The 16,619-nt window shown below is 59.9% G+C and carries 14 protein-coding genes and 1 riboswitch; of the genes, 10 read left to right on the plus strand and 4 right to left on the minus strand.

The genetic code is table 11. From position 1 onward, the window contains the following. Window positions 1-6: 6 nt before the first annotated feature. Entirely contained in the window at window positions 7-915 is a 909-nt protein-coding gene (locus GDJ93_RS08150; protein ID WP_152068412.1) for an HAD-IIB family hydrolase, read from the minus strand. A 61-nt stretch (window positions 916-976) separates the two neighbouring features. After that, a riboswitch (TPP riboswitch) is annotated at window positions 977-1,087 on the plus strand. Window positions 1,088-1,138: 51 nt separating this feature from the next. On the opposite strand from GDJ93_RS08150, the gene thiM reads away from it, so the two are divergent. The 3 genes from thiM to GDJ93_RS08165 are packed head-to-tail and all read left to right on the plus strand — an operon-like array spanning window position 1,139 to window position 3,015. After that, on the plus strand, window positions 1,139-1,978 hold the full coding sequence (gene thiM / locus GDJ93_RS08155) for a hydroxyethylthiazole kinase (RefSeq protein WP_055310018.1): 840 nt from the start codon (window positions 1,139-1,141) through the stop codon (window positions 1,976-1,978). Window positions 1,979-1,981: 3 nt separating this feature from the next. Next, window positions 1,982-2,323: a thiamine-binding protein gene (locus GDJ93_RS08160; protein ID WP_225093307.1), complete on the plus strand. Its 342-nt coding sequence runs from the start codon at window positions 1,982-1,984 to the stop codon at window positions 2,321-2,323. Beyond that, window positions 2,320-3,015, plus strand: coding sequence for a thiamine phosphate synthase (locus GDJ93_RS08165; protein WP_006234517.1), 696 nt, complete (start codon window positions 2,320-2,322; stop codon window positions 3,013-3,015). Before GDJ93_RS08160 ends, GDJ93_RS08165 begins: the two co-directional genes overlap by 4 nt. A 101-nt stretch (window positions 3,016-3,116) precedes the next feature. On the opposite strand, the gene GDJ93_RS08170 is transcribed toward GDJ93_RS08165, so the two are convergent. Continuing rightward, window positions 3,117-3,986, minus strand: coding sequence for a patatin-like phospholipase family protein (locus tag GDJ93_RS08170; RefSeq protein ID WP_193221499.1), 870 nt, complete (start codon window positions 3,984-3,986; stop codon window positions 3,117-3,119). A 324-nt stretch (window positions 3,987-4,310) separates the two neighbouring features. Between GDJ93_RS08170 and GDJ93_RS08175 the strand changes: the two genes are divergently transcribed. The 7 genes from GDJ93_RS08175 to GDJ93_RS08205 all read left to right on the plus strand — a co-directional run bounded on the left by GDJ93_RS08175 (window position 4,311) and on the right by GDJ93_RS08205 (window position 12,893). Then, window positions 4,311-7,028 (plus strand): bifunctional diguanylate cyclase/phosphodiesterase, encoded by a 2,718-nt coding sequence (locus GDJ93_RS08175; RefSeq protein ID WP_152068413.1) that lies wholly within the window; start codon window positions 4,311-4,313, stop codon window positions 7,026-7,028. A gap of 127 nt (window positions 7,029-7,155) precedes the next feature. Then, window positions 7,156-8,685, plus strand: coding sequence for a diguanylate cyclase domain-containing protein (locus GDJ93_RS08180; RefSeq protein ID WP_152068414.1), 1,530 nt, complete (start codon window positions 7,156-7,158; stop codon window positions 8,683-8,685). A 74-nt stretch (window positions 8,686-8,759) separates the two neighbouring features. Next, window positions 8,760-9,383, plus strand: coding sequence for a flavodoxin family protein (locus GDJ93_RS08185; RefSeq protein WP_152068415.1), 624 nt, complete (start codon window positions 8,760-8,762; stop codon window positions 9,381-9,383). Between the two features lie 11 nt (window positions 9,384-9,394). After that, window positions 9,395-9,736, plus strand: coding sequence for an arsenate reductase family protein (locus GDJ93_RS08190; protein ID WP_117746163.1), 342 nt, complete (start codon window positions 9,395-9,397; stop codon window positions 9,734-9,736). 86 nt (window positions 9,737-9,822) lie between these two features. Then, window positions 9,823-10,953 (plus strand): GTP-binding protein, encoded by a 1,131-nt coding sequence (locus GDJ93_RS08195; RefSeq protein WP_152068416.1) that lies wholly within the window; start codon window positions 9,823-9,825, stop codon window positions 10,951-10,953. Window positions 10,954-11,048: 95 nt separating this feature from the next. Then, window positions 11,049-11,648 carry a tRNA (cytidine(34)-2'-O)-methyltransferase gene (locus GDJ93_RS08200; RefSeq protein ID WP_152068417.1) on the plus strand — a complete coding sequence of 200 codons (600 nt, stop codon included), beginning with the start codon at window positions 11,049-11,051 and terminating at the stop codon, window positions 11,646-11,648. 144 nt (window positions 11,649-11,792) lie between these two features. Then, window positions 11,793-12,893, plus strand: coding sequence for a DUF8462 domain-containing protein (locus tag GDJ93_RS08205; protein ID WP_152068418.1), 1,101 nt, complete (start codon window positions 11,793-11,795; stop codon window positions 12,891-12,893). Window positions 12,894-12,933: 40 nt separating this feature from the next. Here the strand turns inward: GDJ93_RS08205 and GDJ93_RS08210 are convergent, their stop codons facing one another. Both GDJ93_RS08210 and GDJ93_RS08215 read right to left on the minus strand, forming a co-directional pair. After that, complete coding sequence (locus GDJ93_RS08210) at window positions 12,934-15,447, minus strand: excinuclease ABC subunit UvrA (protein ID WP_193221500.1); 2,514 nt, start codon at window positions 15,445-15,447, stop codon at window positions 12,934-12,936. After that, on the minus strand, window positions 15,440-16,558 hold the full coding sequence (locus GDJ93_RS08215; protein WP_152068419.1) for an ATP-binding protein: 1,119 nt from the start codon (window positions 16,556-16,558) through the stop codon (window positions 15,440-15,442). Before GDJ93_RS08215 ends, GDJ93_RS08210 begins: the two co-directional genes overlap by 8 nt. Window positions 16,559-16,619 lie beyond the last annotated feature (61 nt).

Raw genomic sequence — 16,619 nt, forward strand, 5'->3', positions numbered from 1 at the left:
GTCTCCTTAGCTGTTCGCGAGATTCGCGTCGGCTGCACCCTCCTGACGCATAAACGGCGGCATCTCCCCCGTCGCGGCGCAGGCGGCAATCTGATGCAGAGCCCCGGCGACCGCATCATCTGCCGCGGCGCCGATATGCCAGCGCGCGGCAGCCGTGACGGCCTCGTTGGCATTGGCGACTGCAACGGAGTTGGGAACGGCATCGATCATGGGCAGATCGTTATCGGAATCGCCAAATACGGCCACCTCGTCGGGCGTCAGGCCCAAGGCGCGCGCCAGCTCCAGCGCAGCGCAGCCCTTGTCCCAACCATCCGGAAGGATGTCGAACAGGCGCACTCGGTTGTTGGGAAACACAAGCGAGAGTTCCGGCATCTCAACGGCAACGCGCTCGCGTAGCTCCGCGAGCTCCTCACGCGAACGGGCACTCCAGATATTCGCCTTAAACACCGGCGCGTCATCGACGACGGGACGGCACGGGGCCTCTTCGCCTTTGAGCCACGCATTGCCGCCCGACTCCATAGCGCGACGTACACGCTCGGGATTGCTCGTCACGCAATAGGCATCGTTACCCCAAAAGTCATCGCCCAGGCTGTAGACTTTTAGAAATGTATCGTCGGTTTCTTGCTCCAGATAGTCAGCCAAACGTATCAGAGCATCGTTGTCGATTGCGCGCGAAGCGACTACTTCGCCGTCGACAAACATCACCTGGCCGTTACAGAACGCACCGGTCGAAAAACACTCGGAACGGTTTTTGAACATCCAGCCCATCGCGGACGGCTGACGACCCGAAACCGGCCCAAAGTGCAGACCCGCCGCCTGCATGGCATGAATACCCTCAATGGCGTAGTCGCTGGCGCCGTCATGCCCGGCTGGAATCAGCGTATCGTCCATATCGGTCAGCACAAGTTTGATCATAGAGTCCCCCAGTCATTTTCACCGCAACCATTGTAACGGTGCGCTAGTATAGGGAACAACAGATTCGATGCGGGAGTGCCGGCGGTGCAAACCACAAGGCTGAGAGGGCATGGGGCCCAATCCTTTGAACCTGTCAGTTAATGCTGGCGTAGGGAGCATGCCGCCTTTACAGGGGCGCTGTCTATGCACAGCGCCCCTTTTCTATGCCAAGGAGGCATGTGCAGTGATTGATTCGGAACAGCTTAAGCAACATATGGTCAAGGCCGTAGAGGAAATTCGCGCCACCAATCCGATGGCCGGCTCCATCACCAACACGGTGACGATCGACTTTGTCGCCAACGCACAGCTCGCCGTGGGCGGATCGGCCGCCATGGTCTATCTGCCCGACGAGGGCGAAGCGCTCGTTGCCGGCGGCGGCGCCATCTATCTCAACATGGGCACGCTCTTCCCTATCTACGAGCAGACGATTCCCCGCGCGGCGAAGGCGGCACACGACGCCGGCAAGCCCTGGGTGCTCGATCCGGTGGGCCTGGGTATCGGCAGCCTGCGCACCCAGCTGGTAAACGAGCTCAAGCAGTACAAGCCCGCCATCGTGCGCGGCAACGCCTCCGAGATTATCGCACTCGCCGGCCTGTGGGGTCTTGAGGGCGAGGCGGCTGATCTGAGCCGCGTGCGTGGTGTCGATACCACCGACACGGTCGACGCCGCCCGCGATGCCGCCGTGGCGCTCGCTCGCCACACCGGTGGCGCCGTTGTGGTCTCGGGCGAAGTCGACCTGATCACCGACGGCACGACGGTGGCCAAGTCCCACGGTGGCAGCCCGCTCATGTCCAAGATCACCGGCTGCGGCTGCTCGCAGGGCGGCGTGCTGGCCGTGTACGCCTGCGCCGCCGACCCGTTTACGGCAGCCGTCTGCGGCACCGCCGTCTACAACGTGGCCGGCACGCGTGCCGCCGCTGTCGCCGACGCCCCGGCAAGCTTTAAGGTCGCCTTTATCGACGAGCTCTACCGCGCGACCGCCCAAGACATCGCCGATAACCGACTCGAGCTCGAGGAGGCATAGGCCATGTCCGAGCCCGCAACCAATGCCGGCATGAACACGCTCGTCGCCGTGGCCATCGCCCCGTGCGGCACCGGCGATGAGCTATCCGCCGAGGTCGCCGAGGTCGTGCGTGTCATTCGCGAGAGCGGCCTGCCCAACCGCACCACCTCCATGTTCACCGAGATCGAGGGCGACTGGGACGAGGTCATGCAGGTCGTGCGCGACGCAACCTTTGTGTTGGCGAGCAAGGGCATCCGCACCGAAGTCGTGCTCAAAGCCGATATTCGACCCGGATTTACCGACACCATGACCGGCAAACTCGAGCGCATGGAAGCACAGATCAAAAAGCAGGAGGAAGCACGATGAGCATCCGCGACAACCTTGATATCTCGGCCTATCTGGTACTCGGCCCCGAAAACACGCTCGGGCGCCCCGTGGGCGATGTGGTGGCCCAGGCGCTCGACGCCGGCTTTACCTGCATCCAGGTGCGCTCCAAGGTGGCAAGCGCCCGCGAGATCATTGCGCTGACCGGCGACGCCGCGCAGGCAATCGCTCAGGCCGGCAAGACCGGTCAGGTCGCCTTGCTGATCGACGACCGTCTGGACTGTGTGCTTGCCGCACGCGAGCAGGGTATTGCTGTCGACGGTGTGCACGTGGGCCAAAGCGATATTCCCGTCGAGGTCTGTCGCAAGTTGCTGGGCCCCGACGCCATCGTGGGCCTTTCGGCCCGTTGCGAGGAGATGCTCGAGTACGTCAAGACCGCCGATATGAGTTTGGTCGACTACCTTGGCATCGGCCCACTCCACGAGACCGAGACCAAGCGCGACTGCGGACGCGCGGCCGACGGCTCTATCATCACCAAGAGCTTTGAGGACCTGGCCGCGCTCCATGCGGCAAGCCCCGTGCCCATCGTGGTGGGCGGCGGCGTCAAGACGGCCGACCTTCCGCAGCTCAAGGCTACCGGCGTCGACGGCTTCTTTGTGGTGAGCGCCGTCTGCAGTGCCGACGACCCCTACGCCGCGGCCAAGGAGCTCGTCGATACCTGGCAGCAGGCATAGGCTCAGGCCGAGCAGCTGATCCGCAGCCTCATATCTTCAGCAATGGAAAGCGCATCCCAGTTTGGACCTCCATTCCGGGATGCGCTTTCCACATGCGACCCTTACCCCGCCAGATACGCTTCCAACGCCGGCAAAGTCGCCTCCGCATCGCGGCGACCAATCTGGTAGATGCGCTCAAGTTCATCGGGCTCACGACACAGCGACGGCACCTTCACCGATTCGCTCGGACGCACCACAAAGATATCGCCGGCGGCCTCACGACGCGCCAAATCATCGAGCGTGGCATTGTAGACCTCATGCCGATGCTCGAGCGCTGCGACAAACTCCGGATAGTGATGGAACACGCGACGCAGCATGGGCATCACGCTGTTGGGCTGCTTCACAAAGCCCGCCGGCTGCGTGAGCACCACGATATTGCGGTCATACCCCTGCGCAAACAGCCATGAACTGGGAATAGAATCAGCAACGCCACCATCCAGATACTTATGCCCGTCAATAGCAACGGGACGCGTCGCCACAGGAATAGCAGACGACGCCCGGATCCACTCGATATCGTGCTCATCGCCATAGGGCAGGTCGTGGTAGACGGCCTTGCCCGTCTCGATATCGGTACACACGCACGTAAACCGCATGGGGCAGGCGCGATATGTCTCCAAATCGATGGGATCGCGCTCGATGGGCACCTCGTGATAGGCAAAATCGGCATTGAACATATCGCCGGTCCGCAGCCAGCTTGCTACACCCGCATAGCGCTTATCGGCACAATAGGCCTTGTTATAGCGAATGGCGCGGCCGATCTGGCGCGATTTAAAGTTGTAGCCAAACGCCGCGCCCGCCGAGACACCCACCATATGGTCGCAAGTTAAGCCGTGCTCCATCCAAACGTCGAGCACGCCCGCCGTATACATACCGCGGTAGCCGCCTCCCTCGAGTGCCAGCCCCACCGTGCGCGTCGTATTTGACTGTACCATGCGACCATCTCCGTCCCCACAAATTCAAACGGGACAAGTATACCCGTCAACATATATCGTCCCAGTCGCATTTTTATCGAACATCGCATCGTCGCGCTACCGCTTGTCGAACAATAGCCGCCCACAGCATGTGCACCCATATATAATTGTGCACTATTGTTTACACTACTCAGCTGTTATCAACAGCGAACATTAGCCGGCAAATTAACTCAACAACGCGGCAAGGCGGGGGCCTGGATACATGCAAAGCGCTGAGCAACGACGCGTGTACACAACGAGCTCGCCCGACGCAATCCGCCCCGACCTCAGAAAGCCACTTAGAACATGGAAACTGTCAGCAATTACACCGAAACGCTCGAAAAGACCGTCCGCGACCTTCTCGAGCGGCAGGAGGATCTGATCAGGACCGCCTTTACCGACCAGCTTACCGGGCTTGGCAACCGTGGCGGCTTTGCCCGTTCCCTCGAGGAGCTCTGGGAGCAGGACGCCCCCGTTACCATGGCGTTCATCGATATCGACAATCTCAAGCACTGCAACGACGTCTTTGGACATGACGAGGGCAACCGCTATATCTTGCAGGTAAGTCTCTATCTTAAGCTGTATATGAAGGTGGGCGAAGCGGCGTTTCGCATAGGCGGCGACGAGTTTGCCATCCTATCTACGATTGCAACCGAGGACGACCTCGCCGAACGTCTGAAACACTGCCGAACGGTTCTGCTCAAAAACAACGATTCCGAGATGCCCCACTCGTTTAGCTACGGAGTGTCACATGCCGACCCCGCCCTGGGCGAAGCTTCCAATCGCATGACGCTCGATGCCGACCATCGCATGTACGACTACAAGCTACGTCATGCCATGCACCTCGATCGACGCAATATCACGCAAGTTCACGCCGACGACTTCGAAATAAGCGATCGAATTTTTGACGCCTTTTCGATGCTCAACGAGGGCCGTTATTTCTTTATCGAGAACTTGGACAAACATCGCACCCTTTGGTCACAAGGTGCCTTGCGCGATCTTGGCCTTCCCTCGGAGCACATAGACAACTGTCGCGATTACTGGAAAACGCGTGTCCATCCCGACGACCTTGAGGCCTGCATCAACGACATCGACCAAGTCTACAACGGCACCAAGCACCGTCGCGTCATGCAGTATCGTGTGCGCAACGCCGTCGGCGACTACGTCCTTTGCCGTGCTCGCGGGTTTCGTATCGACGGCGACGGAAATGTCCCCTCGCTCTATGTCGGCGAGCTCGTCAACCACTCACTTGCCGAAACCGTCGACGCTGCCACAGGCCTCGGAACGCAGCGCATGCTGGCCAACGCCATCGACGTCTGCCGCCGCGATCGTTGCGAGACAGGGCTTATAGCGGTGCGCGTTCGTGGCACGACAAAGCTCAACGAGCTCTACGGGGCCGAGGCTGTCGACAACATGCTTGCCGAATACGCAGGCCGCATGCTGTCGATCACTCGCGGCAGGAGCCGGGTCTACCGTTCACGAAGCGTCCAGTTTGTCGTGCTCAGCAACGACCTAGACCACGAGGCATTCGAGCAACTGACCCGCCACCTTAAAGAGGCCGTTTTCGCTCCTGTTCGAATCGCAGGCGACACCATTACTCCCGTCTGCCTTGTCGTCCCGGCCTTTTACGAGCACTTAACCCATCAAGCGACCGCCGTTTTAGGCGAACTCGACCGTCGCCTTCGCACGGCCGGCGGGCTTGTTCCCAACGACAGCCTCCCCATACCCGAGGCGGAGCGCAAAAGCGCCATAGCCGAACGTATCGACTCGCTCACGGGTCTCTATCGACCCAGCGAGTTTATGCGGCGCGCCAACGCATTTCTCGAGGCAAGGCGCAACGGCACCTGGTGCATCGCCACGGTCGACATGGGCCACATGCGCCTGTTTAATGAATGGCACGGCCAGGCCGAGGGCGACCGCGTACTCGCCGATGTGGGCACGGTCCTCAAGGACATCGAGAATGCCGATATGGGCGTCGCAGGGTACTGGGGCCAAGATGACTTTTGTGTACTCATCCCCTTTAAGCACATCACCGTCCATCAAATCTACAACCGCGTTCGCGAGGCCGTAGCCAGACATGATGACGGCGTAGGTTTTTGGCCGTCCATGGGCGTTTACCCCATCGACTCCAATGAGGAGATCGCCATCGATGCGCAGGCAAAGGCCATGTTTACCAATCGACGCGCCAAAAACGACTTTAAGGAGCGCATTGCCATTTTCCGCCCCGCGGAGTACGAGCGCGAAGTCGCGTTCCACCGCACGCTGACCGAATTCCAGTACGCGCTGTCAAATGGTCGAATCACGTACTATCTTCAGCCCCAGGTCGATATGGAAACCGGCGAGATTATTGGCGCCGAAGCACTCACCCGCTGGATTGACAAGGACGGCTCTCTCATTTCGCCCGCAACGTTTATCCCCACACTCGAGGAAAGCGGCTTTGTAGTGACGCTCGACAAGTACATTTGGCAGGGTGTCGCCATATGGCTTCGCGAGCGTCTCGATCGCCGTCTTCGCGTGGTTCCGGTCTCGCTTAATGTGTCGCGCGTGGATATCCTTGCCTGCGACGTTGCCGAACATATGGGGGCGCTCGCCGCCCAATACAACCTACCGCCCGAGCTCATGCGTATCGAGATCACCGAGACGGCTTATACGGGAGAATCCGAAGCCGTGGATAAGCTGACCGCAGATCTGCACACCCGCGGCTTCTCGACCTATATGGACGATTTTGGCACCGGCCAGTCCACGCTCGCGATGCTCAAGAACGTCAACGTCGACGTCATCAAGCTCGACCGCACCTTTGTGCCCACCGACCGCGATCAAGGCCGCAGCACGCAAATCATTTCATCGATGCTCGAAATGGCGCAGTCGCTCCATCTGCCCGTCGTGGTCGAAGGCGTCGAGACAAATGAGCAGGCGAACATGCTACGACAAATGGGCGCCCGCTACGCTCAGGGCTTCCTCTACTACCGCCCCATGCAGGCGAAGGATTTTGAGGCATTGCTCGATGGCGGCAATAACAACTGATACGCTCGCGCGCAAAACGCCACCGTCGAAGGGGATATTTGTCTCCATTAGCTAACTTATATCCCCAATTCAAACCGAATTGGGGATATGATACAAACCGTTGTTCCGCCCAAGGAGGTTATCCATCATGAACGAGTCGTATCGCCTGGGCGAGCAATCGATTATTGCCTATCTTCAGCGACTTGCGAACGGCGTCTCGACCGCCGAACTCGATGTTGCCGCGCTGCCTGCTGGGCTACGCGCCGTTGGCGAGCAACTGCAAAAGACGCATGCCATCCTGCAACAAGAGCGCCAGCTGCTTGAGCGCAACGCCTATATCGATCCGCTCACCAACTTGGGCAACCGCAACGGATTCGACCGTCACGTCGAGCAACTCTGGCGCAAAGGCGACCCCTTCACCTGCGCCTATATTGACATCGACCATCTCAAGCATTGCAATGATAGGTTTGGCCACGCCGAAGGCAATCGCTATATTCTGAGCATCTGCCGCACGCTCTCCGAAACCATGGAGCACGATGAGATGCTGTTCCGTATCGGTGGAGACGAGTTTGTGCTCATCTCGCTCTCCGCAAACGAGATTGAACTCGAGCAGCGCTTGGAGCAGGTACGTACCAGGCTGATCGAGGCGAGCTCAGGTGGCAAGGCGCCCATGATCGGCAGCTTTAGCTTTGGCTGCTCGCGCGTCGATCCACTTGCTGGCGACACGCGTCGCCAGATGACAATGGATGCCGATCGCAAGATGTATCGCTATAAGCTTATGCATCGTGTGCAGCAACCGAAAGACGATGACGCGCCGCAACGCCCAATCGTCGATCAGCTTCCCTGCAACGACCGGGTGTTCCAAGCGATCTCCATGAGCTCCGAGACGCGCTATCCGTTTATCCTCAATCTCGATACGGGAGAATCGCAATGGTCGGTTAACGCCGTGCGCGATTTTGACCTGCCCTCCCAGCACCCTTTTAACTCACTCGACATGTGGCTCGCCCGCGTTCATCCCGAGGACCGCGACAACGTACGTGTCGAGCTCGACATGGTGATAAACGGCACGTGGCACTTCCACTACATGCAGTATCGCGTAATGGATGCCACCGGAAAATACGTGCTTTGCGACTGCACGGGCTACCGCTTGGACGGCACCGATACCGAGCCCGGCATGTATGTGGGCATTATCATCAACCGAAGCTTGGCAGATACGACCGATTCCGTGACCGGCTTGGGCGATATTCACGCCCTGGTCAACGCCATTGGCGAAATGCGTCGCGTGGCGCGCAAGGCTGGTTTGATCGCCATCAAAATCGACGATATCGCTCAGGTCAATGCCCGCTTTGGCTTTGATGCGGGCGACCGCGTTTTGGCAGAATGTGCCGCCTGTCTGGTGGAATGCTCGCGCGGTAAGGGTCGTATGTTCCGCTCGACGGGGCCGATGTTCGTGGCTCTTTTCGACGACTTTGATCCCGAAGAAACCGATGCGATTGCAGAGGAAATCGAGCGGTTCCTGGGTTCGCCCGTGCTCTTTGGCCCATTTGAATATCAGCCACCCATTCGCGTGGCCACGCTCCATCTGGACGGCGTCGACCGTCAGCCCGTTTCCATTTTGAACGAGCTCAAAGCGTTGCTCGGGAAAGCCGTGCAGGTGCCAGGCACCAAACTGGATTAGCGCCGCGCCCGCGCCGCCTCCCCCATCGTGCGATAATCCTCTGCAGAAGTCACCAAAAGCAGAGGGAGTTTGTGATGAAGGTTCTTTTGGTCAATGGCAGCCCCAAGGCAAACGGCAACACCGCCCGCGCACTCGCCGAGGTCGCCGAGCAGCTCAATACCGAAGGCATTGATACCGAGGTGTTTCAGCTGGGCGCCAAGCCCATTCGCGATTGCATCGGTTGCGGCCAGTGCGGCAAGCTTGGCGGTCGCTGCACCTTTGACGACGACGTGGTGAACGAGCTCATCGCTGCCGCCGAGCAGGCAGACGGCTTTGTCTTTGGCTCGCCCGTCTACTATGCGCACCCCAGCGGCCGCATCCTTTCGGCCCTCGATCGCGCCTTCTATGCCGGCAGCAAGGCCTTTGCGCACAAGCCGGGCGCTGCCGTCGCCGTCGCCCGTCGCGGCGGTACGTCGACGACCTTCGACGTGCTCAACAAATACTTCACCATCAACCAGATGCCCGTGGTTGCCTCAACGTACTGGAACAACGTGTTTGGCGCCATGCCGGGCGAGGCCGCCCAGGACGCTGAGGGCCTAGCCACCATGCGCAACATCGGCAAGAACATGGCCTGGCTCCTTCGTTGCATCGAGGCAGGACAGGCCGCCGGCATCAACGCGCCCGAAGCCAATCGCGAGCGCACCAACTTCATCAGGTAGAACGGCGGAACATGAATATCCAGATTTTTGGCACCAAAAAGTCTTTCGATACCAAGAAAGCACAGCGCTTCTTCAAAGAGCGCCGCATTAAGGTGCAGTTTATTGACCTTAAGGAAAAGGAGATGAGCAAGGGCGAGCTCACGAGCGTGATGCAGGCGGTCGGCGGTATCGACAAGCTGCTCAACCCCAAGGCCAAGGACGAGGAGACGCTCGCGCTCATCCAGCACCTCACCCCCAGCCAGCGCTTCGACAAGTTGCTCGAGAACCAGCAGGTTCTAGCCGAGCCCATCGTGCGTAACGGCAAAAAGGCCACCGTCGGTTATTGCCCCGATGTATGGGGAGCCTGGGAGTAGCCTGTGTTATTTGCCAGCGCGTGGGTATAAGAGCAGGCGTTTGGCATATGATTCAACTGTAAGCCATGTCTAACAAAGGAGGGCACATGCCCAACAAACCCGTGAAAATCATCATGCTTACCGGATACCTCGGTGCCGGCAAGACCACGCTGCTCAACCACATCCTCGCTAACGATGGCGGTATCCGCGCCGCCGTAATCGTCAACGATATCGGCGAGATCAATGTGGACGCCAGCCTCATCGCCGACGGCGGCCTTTCCGAGACCGACGACCTCATCCCGCTCACCAACGGCTGCATCTGCTGCACGCTTTCGGATGACCTGGCCAACCAGCTGCAGGGCATCGCCGATTCGGGCAACTTCGATTACATCATCATCGAGGCATCGGGTATCTGCGAACCTATCCCCATCGCCTACACCATCTCAAGCTTCTGCGACGAGGCCAAGGTGGGCGGCGAGCCCAAACTCGCGCTCGACAACATCGTGGCCGTGGTCGACTGCGCCCGCATGTACGACGAGTTCAACGGCGGTCGCGACCTGCTGGCCGAGGATATCGACGAGGACGACATCGAGAGCCTGCTCATCCAGCAGATCGAGTTCTGTTCCACGCTGATCCTCAACAAGACCGATACCGTGAGCCCTGAGCAGATCGCCGAGCTTAAGGCCATCGTGCGCAGCCTGCAGAAAGACGCCGTGATCGTCGAGGCCCAAAACGGCGAGGTCCCCATGGATGAGCTGCTCGACACCGACCGCTTCGACTTTATGCGCGCCTACAACTCCGCCGCCTGGATCGAGGCCATGGAGCATCCCGAGGAGCACGACGACCCCGAGGTGCTCGAGTACGACATCGAGACCTTTGTGTACTCGCGCCGCAAGCCGTTTGATCTGCAGAAGTTCACCAATTTTGTTGAGCAGGAGTGGCCCGACGAGGTCATTCGCGTCAAGGGCCCGCTGTGGCAGACCGGCGATCCGGACATGTGCTACATGTTTGAGCAGGCCGGCCACCAGATGCGCCTGATGGAGAACGGCCTGTTTGTCGACTCGGCGCCCGAGGGCGAGAAGCAGAAGATCATCGACGAGAACCCCGAGATCATGCAGATTTGGGACGACGAGACGGGCGACCGTATGACGAGCCTGTGCATCATCGGCCGTCACATGGACAAGGATGCGCTCATCGCCTCCCTCGATGCCTGCCTGACCGACTGGCACCGCGCCTAGGTTTATCCAAGCGGGCATTTGTCCGCCTACGTAACCGCCAAACCACCACGAAGGTGCCCTTCGTGGTGGTTTTTCGTTCTGAGCCAAGGAGATTCATGTTCAACATTGTGCTGTATGCGCCCGAGATTCCGGCCAATACGGGCAATATCGGCCGCACCTGCGTGGTTGCCGGCGCCCGCCTGCATCTGGTGGAGCCGCTGGGGTTTTCGCTCGACGACAAGACGGTGCGTCGCGCCGGACTGGGCTACTGGCAAAACTTGGACGTGACGACCTATGCCAGCTGGGAGGATTTCCTTGCGCGTAACGGCCTCTCCCCTACCGACGAGCGTCTGCATCTGCTGACCAAAAAGGCGCGCAGGACCTATGCGCATAGCACCTACCGCGACGGTGACTATTTGGTCTTTGGCAGCGAGAGCTCGGGTATTCCCGAGCCACTGCTTGCCACGGCGCCCGAGCGCTGCGAGCGCATCCCGATGCTGCGCGATTGCGATTCGCTTGACAACGCCGAGGCATGGGAAGCTCACGAGGAATCGCTCGGGCATACCGAGGACAGCCACGAGGTCATCCTTCAACAGGACATCTGCGGCAACTTCGTCGACCCGGACGACTACCGCATCAGCGCACTCAACCTCTCCAACAGTGCCGCCATCGTCCTCTACGAAGCCCTGCGCCAAACAGGCTTTCCGGGAATGTGACAAAGGGACTATCCTTTTGTCACATTCGAGCGCCACGTCGATGGCACACACGCCTAATTGATGCTCTAGATAAAGAGCCCTCACTTTTAATCAGAATTAACTAAAGTAAAATGAAGTTAAACGGCGGTGTGAAAGGAGAGCCTTGTGAAATATCTCGAGAACCCGTTTACCCCCAGTTTTGGTGAGGTTCCTGCCCATCTCGCTGGCAGACAACAGATTATTCGGGATTTGGACCGTGCCTTCTTGAGCCAGCGCAGGCGCCCAGAATTGACCTCGATCTTCTCAGGCGCGCGTGGAACCGGTAAAACCGCTCTCATGTCGTCGCTCGCGACAAGGGCGGAATCCCACGGCTGGATAGCCGTAAAGACGACCGCGCTCCCGGGAATGCTTGAGGAAATCGAGTTCGGGACGAAACGCGCCGCAGCCCATCTCATCGACTCGTCCAACCACTTCGAAGTCACCGGTCTCGGAATTGCACCGCTCGGCAGCATCGAGGTCAATCGCGTTCACGATGCCTCAACCTGGCGTTATCGCATGAGCGACATCATCGACCAGCTCAACGAGGCGGGCACCGGTCTGCTCGTCACGGTTGACGAGGTGGACCCGACACTCGACGAGATGATTCAGCTCGCAGCAACGTATCAGCACTTTGTGACCGATGGGAAACGCGTCGCCCTGCTCATGGCGGGACTTCCCAACAACGTCTCGACGTTGCTGAACCACAAGACGGTCTCGTTCCTTCGCCGCGCCCAACAATATCATCTGGGTCGCATTGCCGACTATGACGTGCGCGAGGCCTTGATTCGCACAATCCAGGAAAACGATCGCCTGGCAGATGCTGAGGGAATCGATAGAGCCGTTCGCTCGATCTCTGGTTTTCCCTTCCTATTGCAACTCGTAGGCTACCATGCCTGGGATCTCACAAGCGATTCGAAGGAAATCTCGTCACGCGACTTTGACCTGGGAATCAAAATCGCGCGCGACGAGATGGACGACCGAATCCTCGCGGCAACCTATCGGGAACTCACTGCAGAGGACAAGCGATTCCTCATCGCCATGCTCGATGACGAGGAAGAGTCCACCACCGCCGACCTTGTCGAGCGCCTTAAGCGTTCGCCGCAGCAGGTCTCCCGCTACCGACGCCGCATGATAGATGCCGGCATCATCGGGGAACGAGGACGAGGGCTCGTCGCATTTGAATTGCCATTCTTCCGCGACTATCTCGCAGCTCAATGCGTGAAATAGAAATCAATGTGACAAAGAGGCAGTCCCTTTGTCACATTGCCTATAGGTAGCGACCGGTAATGCTCTTGGAGCAAGCCGCGATGTCGCTCGGCGTGCCGGCGCAGACGATTTGCCCGCCCGCATCGCCACCGCCCGGGCCCATGTCGATCACGTAATCAGCGTTACGGATAAGGTCGAGATCGTGTTCGATCACGATAACTGTGGCGCCCTTGGCAACGAGGCCGTCAAACACGTTCAACAGCACCTGAACATCGAGCGGATGCAGGCCAATCGTAGGCTCGTCGAATACGAATACGGCATCGTCCTGCACGCGGCCCATCTCGCTCGCAAGCTTAAGACGCTGCGCCTCGCCGCCCGAGAGCGCCGGCGTGGGCTCACCAAGCGTGAGATAGCCCAAGCCCAGGTCGTGCAAGGTCTGCAAACGCGTCTGAACTTTCTTGAGCCCCAGTGTGGCGTCGATGGCCTCGTCCACGCTCATGTCCATGAGCTGCGGCAACGTCAGCAAGCTCCCGTCCCTACCCTCGCGATGGATATGCGAAGCCGCGTCTGCATAACGTGAGCCGCGACATGCCGGGCAGACGATCTCGACATCGGGCAAAAACTGCACGTCGAGCGATATCGAGCCCGTGCCATCGCACGTAGGGCAACGCAAGGCGCCGGTGTTGTAGCTGAAGGCGCCCGCTTTGTAGCCGGCTGCCTTGGCTTCGGGCGTACGGGCGAAGGCGCGGCGCAGCTCATCATGGATGTCGGCATAGGTCGCCACCGTCGAGCGCACGTTGGCGCCGATGGGCGTAGCGTCAATCAGGTTTGCGCGGGCAATACCTTCGGCATCGACCCAACGCACGTGTCCCGGCAGGCGCTCGCCAGCTGCCCGAGCCTTGAGCGCCGGGATGAGCGTCTCGAGCACCAACGTCGTCTTGCCCGAACCCGAAACACCCGTCACCGCGACGAGACGACCGCGCGGGATATCGACTTCGAGCGGCTTGACGGTATGGATGGTATCGGTCGCCATGCGGATATGGCCCTGGTCGAACATTTCGTCGTCAGTCACCTGTGGGCGCAAGCGCTTGGGCTCGGCGCGCAAAAACGGAGCGATGCGGCTGTCCCGCGATTGCTCGACCTCGTCTACCGTACCAGCAGCGATTACACTGCCGCCGCCTGCTCCGGCAACAGGGCCCATCTCGACCAGATAGTCGGCTTCCGCCAGTACGCGCGTATCGTGGTCGACAACAACCACGGTGTTGCCGTCATCCACCAGATCGCGCATCACGCCCACCAAGCCGTCGACATTGGCAGGATGCAAGCCAATCGAGGGCTCGTCCAGCACATAAAGCACACCCGTCGACCGGTTGCGCACCACGCGGGCGAGCTGCACACGCTGGCGCTCACCCGTGGAGAGCGTGGCACCGGCGCGATCGAGTGAAAGGTAATCGAGACCCAGGTCGACCAGACGACGGGCCGCGCTCAAAAACGAATCGCAGATATCCGTCGCCATGGGCCGCATCTCGGGCGGCAAGGATGCGGGCACTCCGCGCACCCACTCAATCGCCTCGCCCAGCGTCATGGCTGCGGCCTGCGCCAGATTGATACCGCACACCTGGGGCTGGCGCGCAGCCTCGGAGAGACGCGTGCCACCACAGTCACGGCATGGACCCTCGCGCAAAAAGCGCGCAACGCGTTTGAGGCCCTTGTCGTCCTTAACCTTGGCGAGCGCATTCTCAACGGTATATACGGCGTTGTAATAGGTAAAGTCGAGCGGCGTGGCGCCCTCGCCGTTTTTGGGAACGTAGAGAATGTGCTTCTTAACCGCCGGGCCGTGGAACACGATATCGCGCTCTTGAGGTGTGAGTTGGCTAAACGGCACGTCGGTGCGTACGCCCATCTCGCCTGCCACCTGCTTCATCAGATCCCACATGAGCGTGCCCCAGGGAAGGACTGCGCCCTCGTTGATGGTCTTTGACTCATCTGGCACCAGGCTCGCCTCGTCCACCTCGCGCATGACACCGGTGCCGCCACAGGTGGGGCATGCGCCGCCGCTATTGAAAGCCAAATCCTCGGCACTCGGCGCGTAGAACTCGCGGCCGCATGCGGGGCACGTGAGCGACAGGCCCGCAGCCACGTTAAGGCTCGGCTCCACACGCGCCCCGCAATGCGGGCACACGTGATGGGCGCAGCGGCTAAAGAGTAGACGCAGGCTATTGTTGAGCTCGGTCATGGTGCCAAATGTGGAACGCACACCCGGCACGCTCGGACGCTGGTGTAGCGCGAGCGCCGCCGGTACGTGCAATACCTCATCCACCTGAGCGTGCTCGGCCTGCGTCAGGCGACGTCGAGTATAGGTGCTGAGCGCCTCCAAGTAGCGACGCGAGCCCTCGGCATAAAGAACCCCCAGCGCCAGCGAGCTCTTGCCCGAACCCGACACGCCGGCAATACCCACGAGCTTTCCCAGCGGAATGTCGATATCGATGTCCTTGAGGTTATGGACGCGCGCGCCACGCACCTCGATAGCCTGCGGGCTCATCTTTTGTTCCGTCACCTTTATCACCCTACTCATGCCATAAAATGCGGTCGCGGATATACTCGCCCAGCATGGGCACGGTAAACCGGACGAGGCCGTATCCGGCAGCCTCGATGACGCGCTCGCGAATCAGACTTGCGCGATATTTACTCGCCCAACTCTGAGTACGGTCGCAGCGCTCAATGATATCCGCCATGCGCGTCGGCTCACCCTCGTCAGCAGCCATGGCCTCGATAAAGAGGCGCTGTGGACTGCGCAGCCCGTAATACAGAGGCGCGTCAACCGCTTCGTAGAACTCGGAGACGGCATCCGCATGGCCATCCTCGACATCGCGCCTTTCGATGACCTGCGAGCCACGCCGGACAGCAGACCGCCACATGTAATATCCCACCAGCTGAACCATGTAGGGATGCCCCATGCTCTTGCGCGCCGCAAGGTCCGCCGTCTCCGCGTCAACGTAAAGACCAGCGTCTTTGACCGTCTGGATATACGAATCGCGCACCTTGGGCAAAGATATCGCCCCCAACGTACGCTGCTGGGCACGCCGCAAAAACGTCACGCTCGGCTCTTCGAGCAGATCGTCAACCATACTGGGCAAGCCGGCGAACGCCAGCGCAAGACCGCGCTGGTCGCTATCGGGCAAGCCCGTGGCATCCTGGTCTCCGAGCACCTGCTGATAGAGAACGGCAAGAGCCGCCAGTTCCTCGATAGACGCCGATTGCGCCTCATCAATCGCAAACAGTATGCCCTTGCCTGGACCGAGCCTCTTGAGGCGCTCGTTGACCAGCCCTCGCAACGTCTCGCCCTTTGCCCGCGCCGCCTCGACCGACATCCGGCCAAACGACGGACAGAACTCCATTGACGTCACAACGGGTTTATTCGAGCGAAGCGCGTCGGCCAAGCGGTCGCACAAGCCAAGCGAAGCGGAATCGGAGACAACCGCCCATCCGCGCTCATTGGCTAGACGTTGCAGCTCCCGTAGGAGAACCGTCTTGCCACAGCCGCGGTTTCCCGTAATGAGCATGAGCCTACCCGGCGCTCCGGCGCCGTTATCGAGCCCTTCCTCGAAATCTTCGATGACCGACTCGCGGCCGATGAGTATCGGAGGCCGCTTGCCAGCCGTGGGCCTAAAGGGATTTGGATTCATGTCGGCCTCCTCGGATTGGCAAACCCTGGCAATAGTTATACCAACTTATACCGAGTTATAC

Source organism: Collinsella aerofaciens (assembly GCF_902501475.1).
GTDB lineage: Bacteria > Actinomycetota > Coriobacteriia > Coriobacteriales > Coriobacteriaceae > Collinsella > Collinsella aerofaciens_AL.

Bases quoted from the DNA above. Each gene is read 5' to 3' on its own strand.
- GDJ93_RS08165 (WP_006234517.1), top strand. From the start codon at position 2,320: ATGAGCATCCGCGACAACCTTGATATCTCGGCCTATCTGGTACTCGGC.
- GDJ93_RS08180 (WP_152068414.1), top strand. From the start codon at position 7,156: ATGAACGAGTCGTATCGCCTGGGCGAGCAATCGATTATTGCCTATCTT.
- GDJ93_RS08175 (WP_152068413.1), top strand. From the start codon at position 4,311: ATGGAAACTGTCAGCAATTACACCGAAACGCTCGAAAAGACCGTCCGC.
- GDJ93_RS08190 (WP_117746163.1), top strand. From the start codon at position 9,395: ATGAATATCCAGATTTTTGGCACCAAAAAGTCTTTCGATACCAAGAAA.
- GDJ93_RS08185 (WP_152068415.1), top strand. From the start codon at position 8,760: ATGAAGGTTCTTTTGGTCAATGGCAGCCCCAAGGCAAACGGCAACACC.
- GDJ93_RS08195 (WP_152068416.1), top strand. From the start codon at position 9,823: ATGCCCAACAAACCCGTGAAAATCATCATGCTTACCGGATACCTCGGT.
- GDJ93_RS08200 (WP_152068417.1), top strand. From the start codon at position 11,049: ATGTTCAACATTGTGCTGTATGCGCCCGAGATTCCGGCCAATACGGGC.
- GDJ93_RS08215 (WP_152068419.1), bottom strand. From the start codon at position 16,558: ATGAATCCAAATCCCTTTAGGCCCACGGCTGGCAAGCGGCCTCCGATA.
- GDJ93_RS08160 (WP_225093307.1), top strand. From the start codon at position 1,982: ATGTCCGAGCCCGCAACCAATGCCGGCATGAACACGCTCGTCGCCGTG.
- GDJ93_RS08210 (WP_193221500.1), bottom strand. From the start codon at position 15,447: ATGAGTAGGGTGATAAAGGTGACGGAACAAAAGATGAGCCCGCAGGCT.
- GDJ93_RS08150 (WP_152068412.1), bottom strand. From the start codon at position 915: ATGATCAAACTTGTGCTGACCGATATGGACGATACGCTGATTCCAGCC.
- GDJ93_RS08170 (WP_193221499.1), bottom strand. From the start codon at position 3,986: ATGGTACAGTCAAATACGACGCGCACGGTGGGGCTGGCACTCGAGGGA.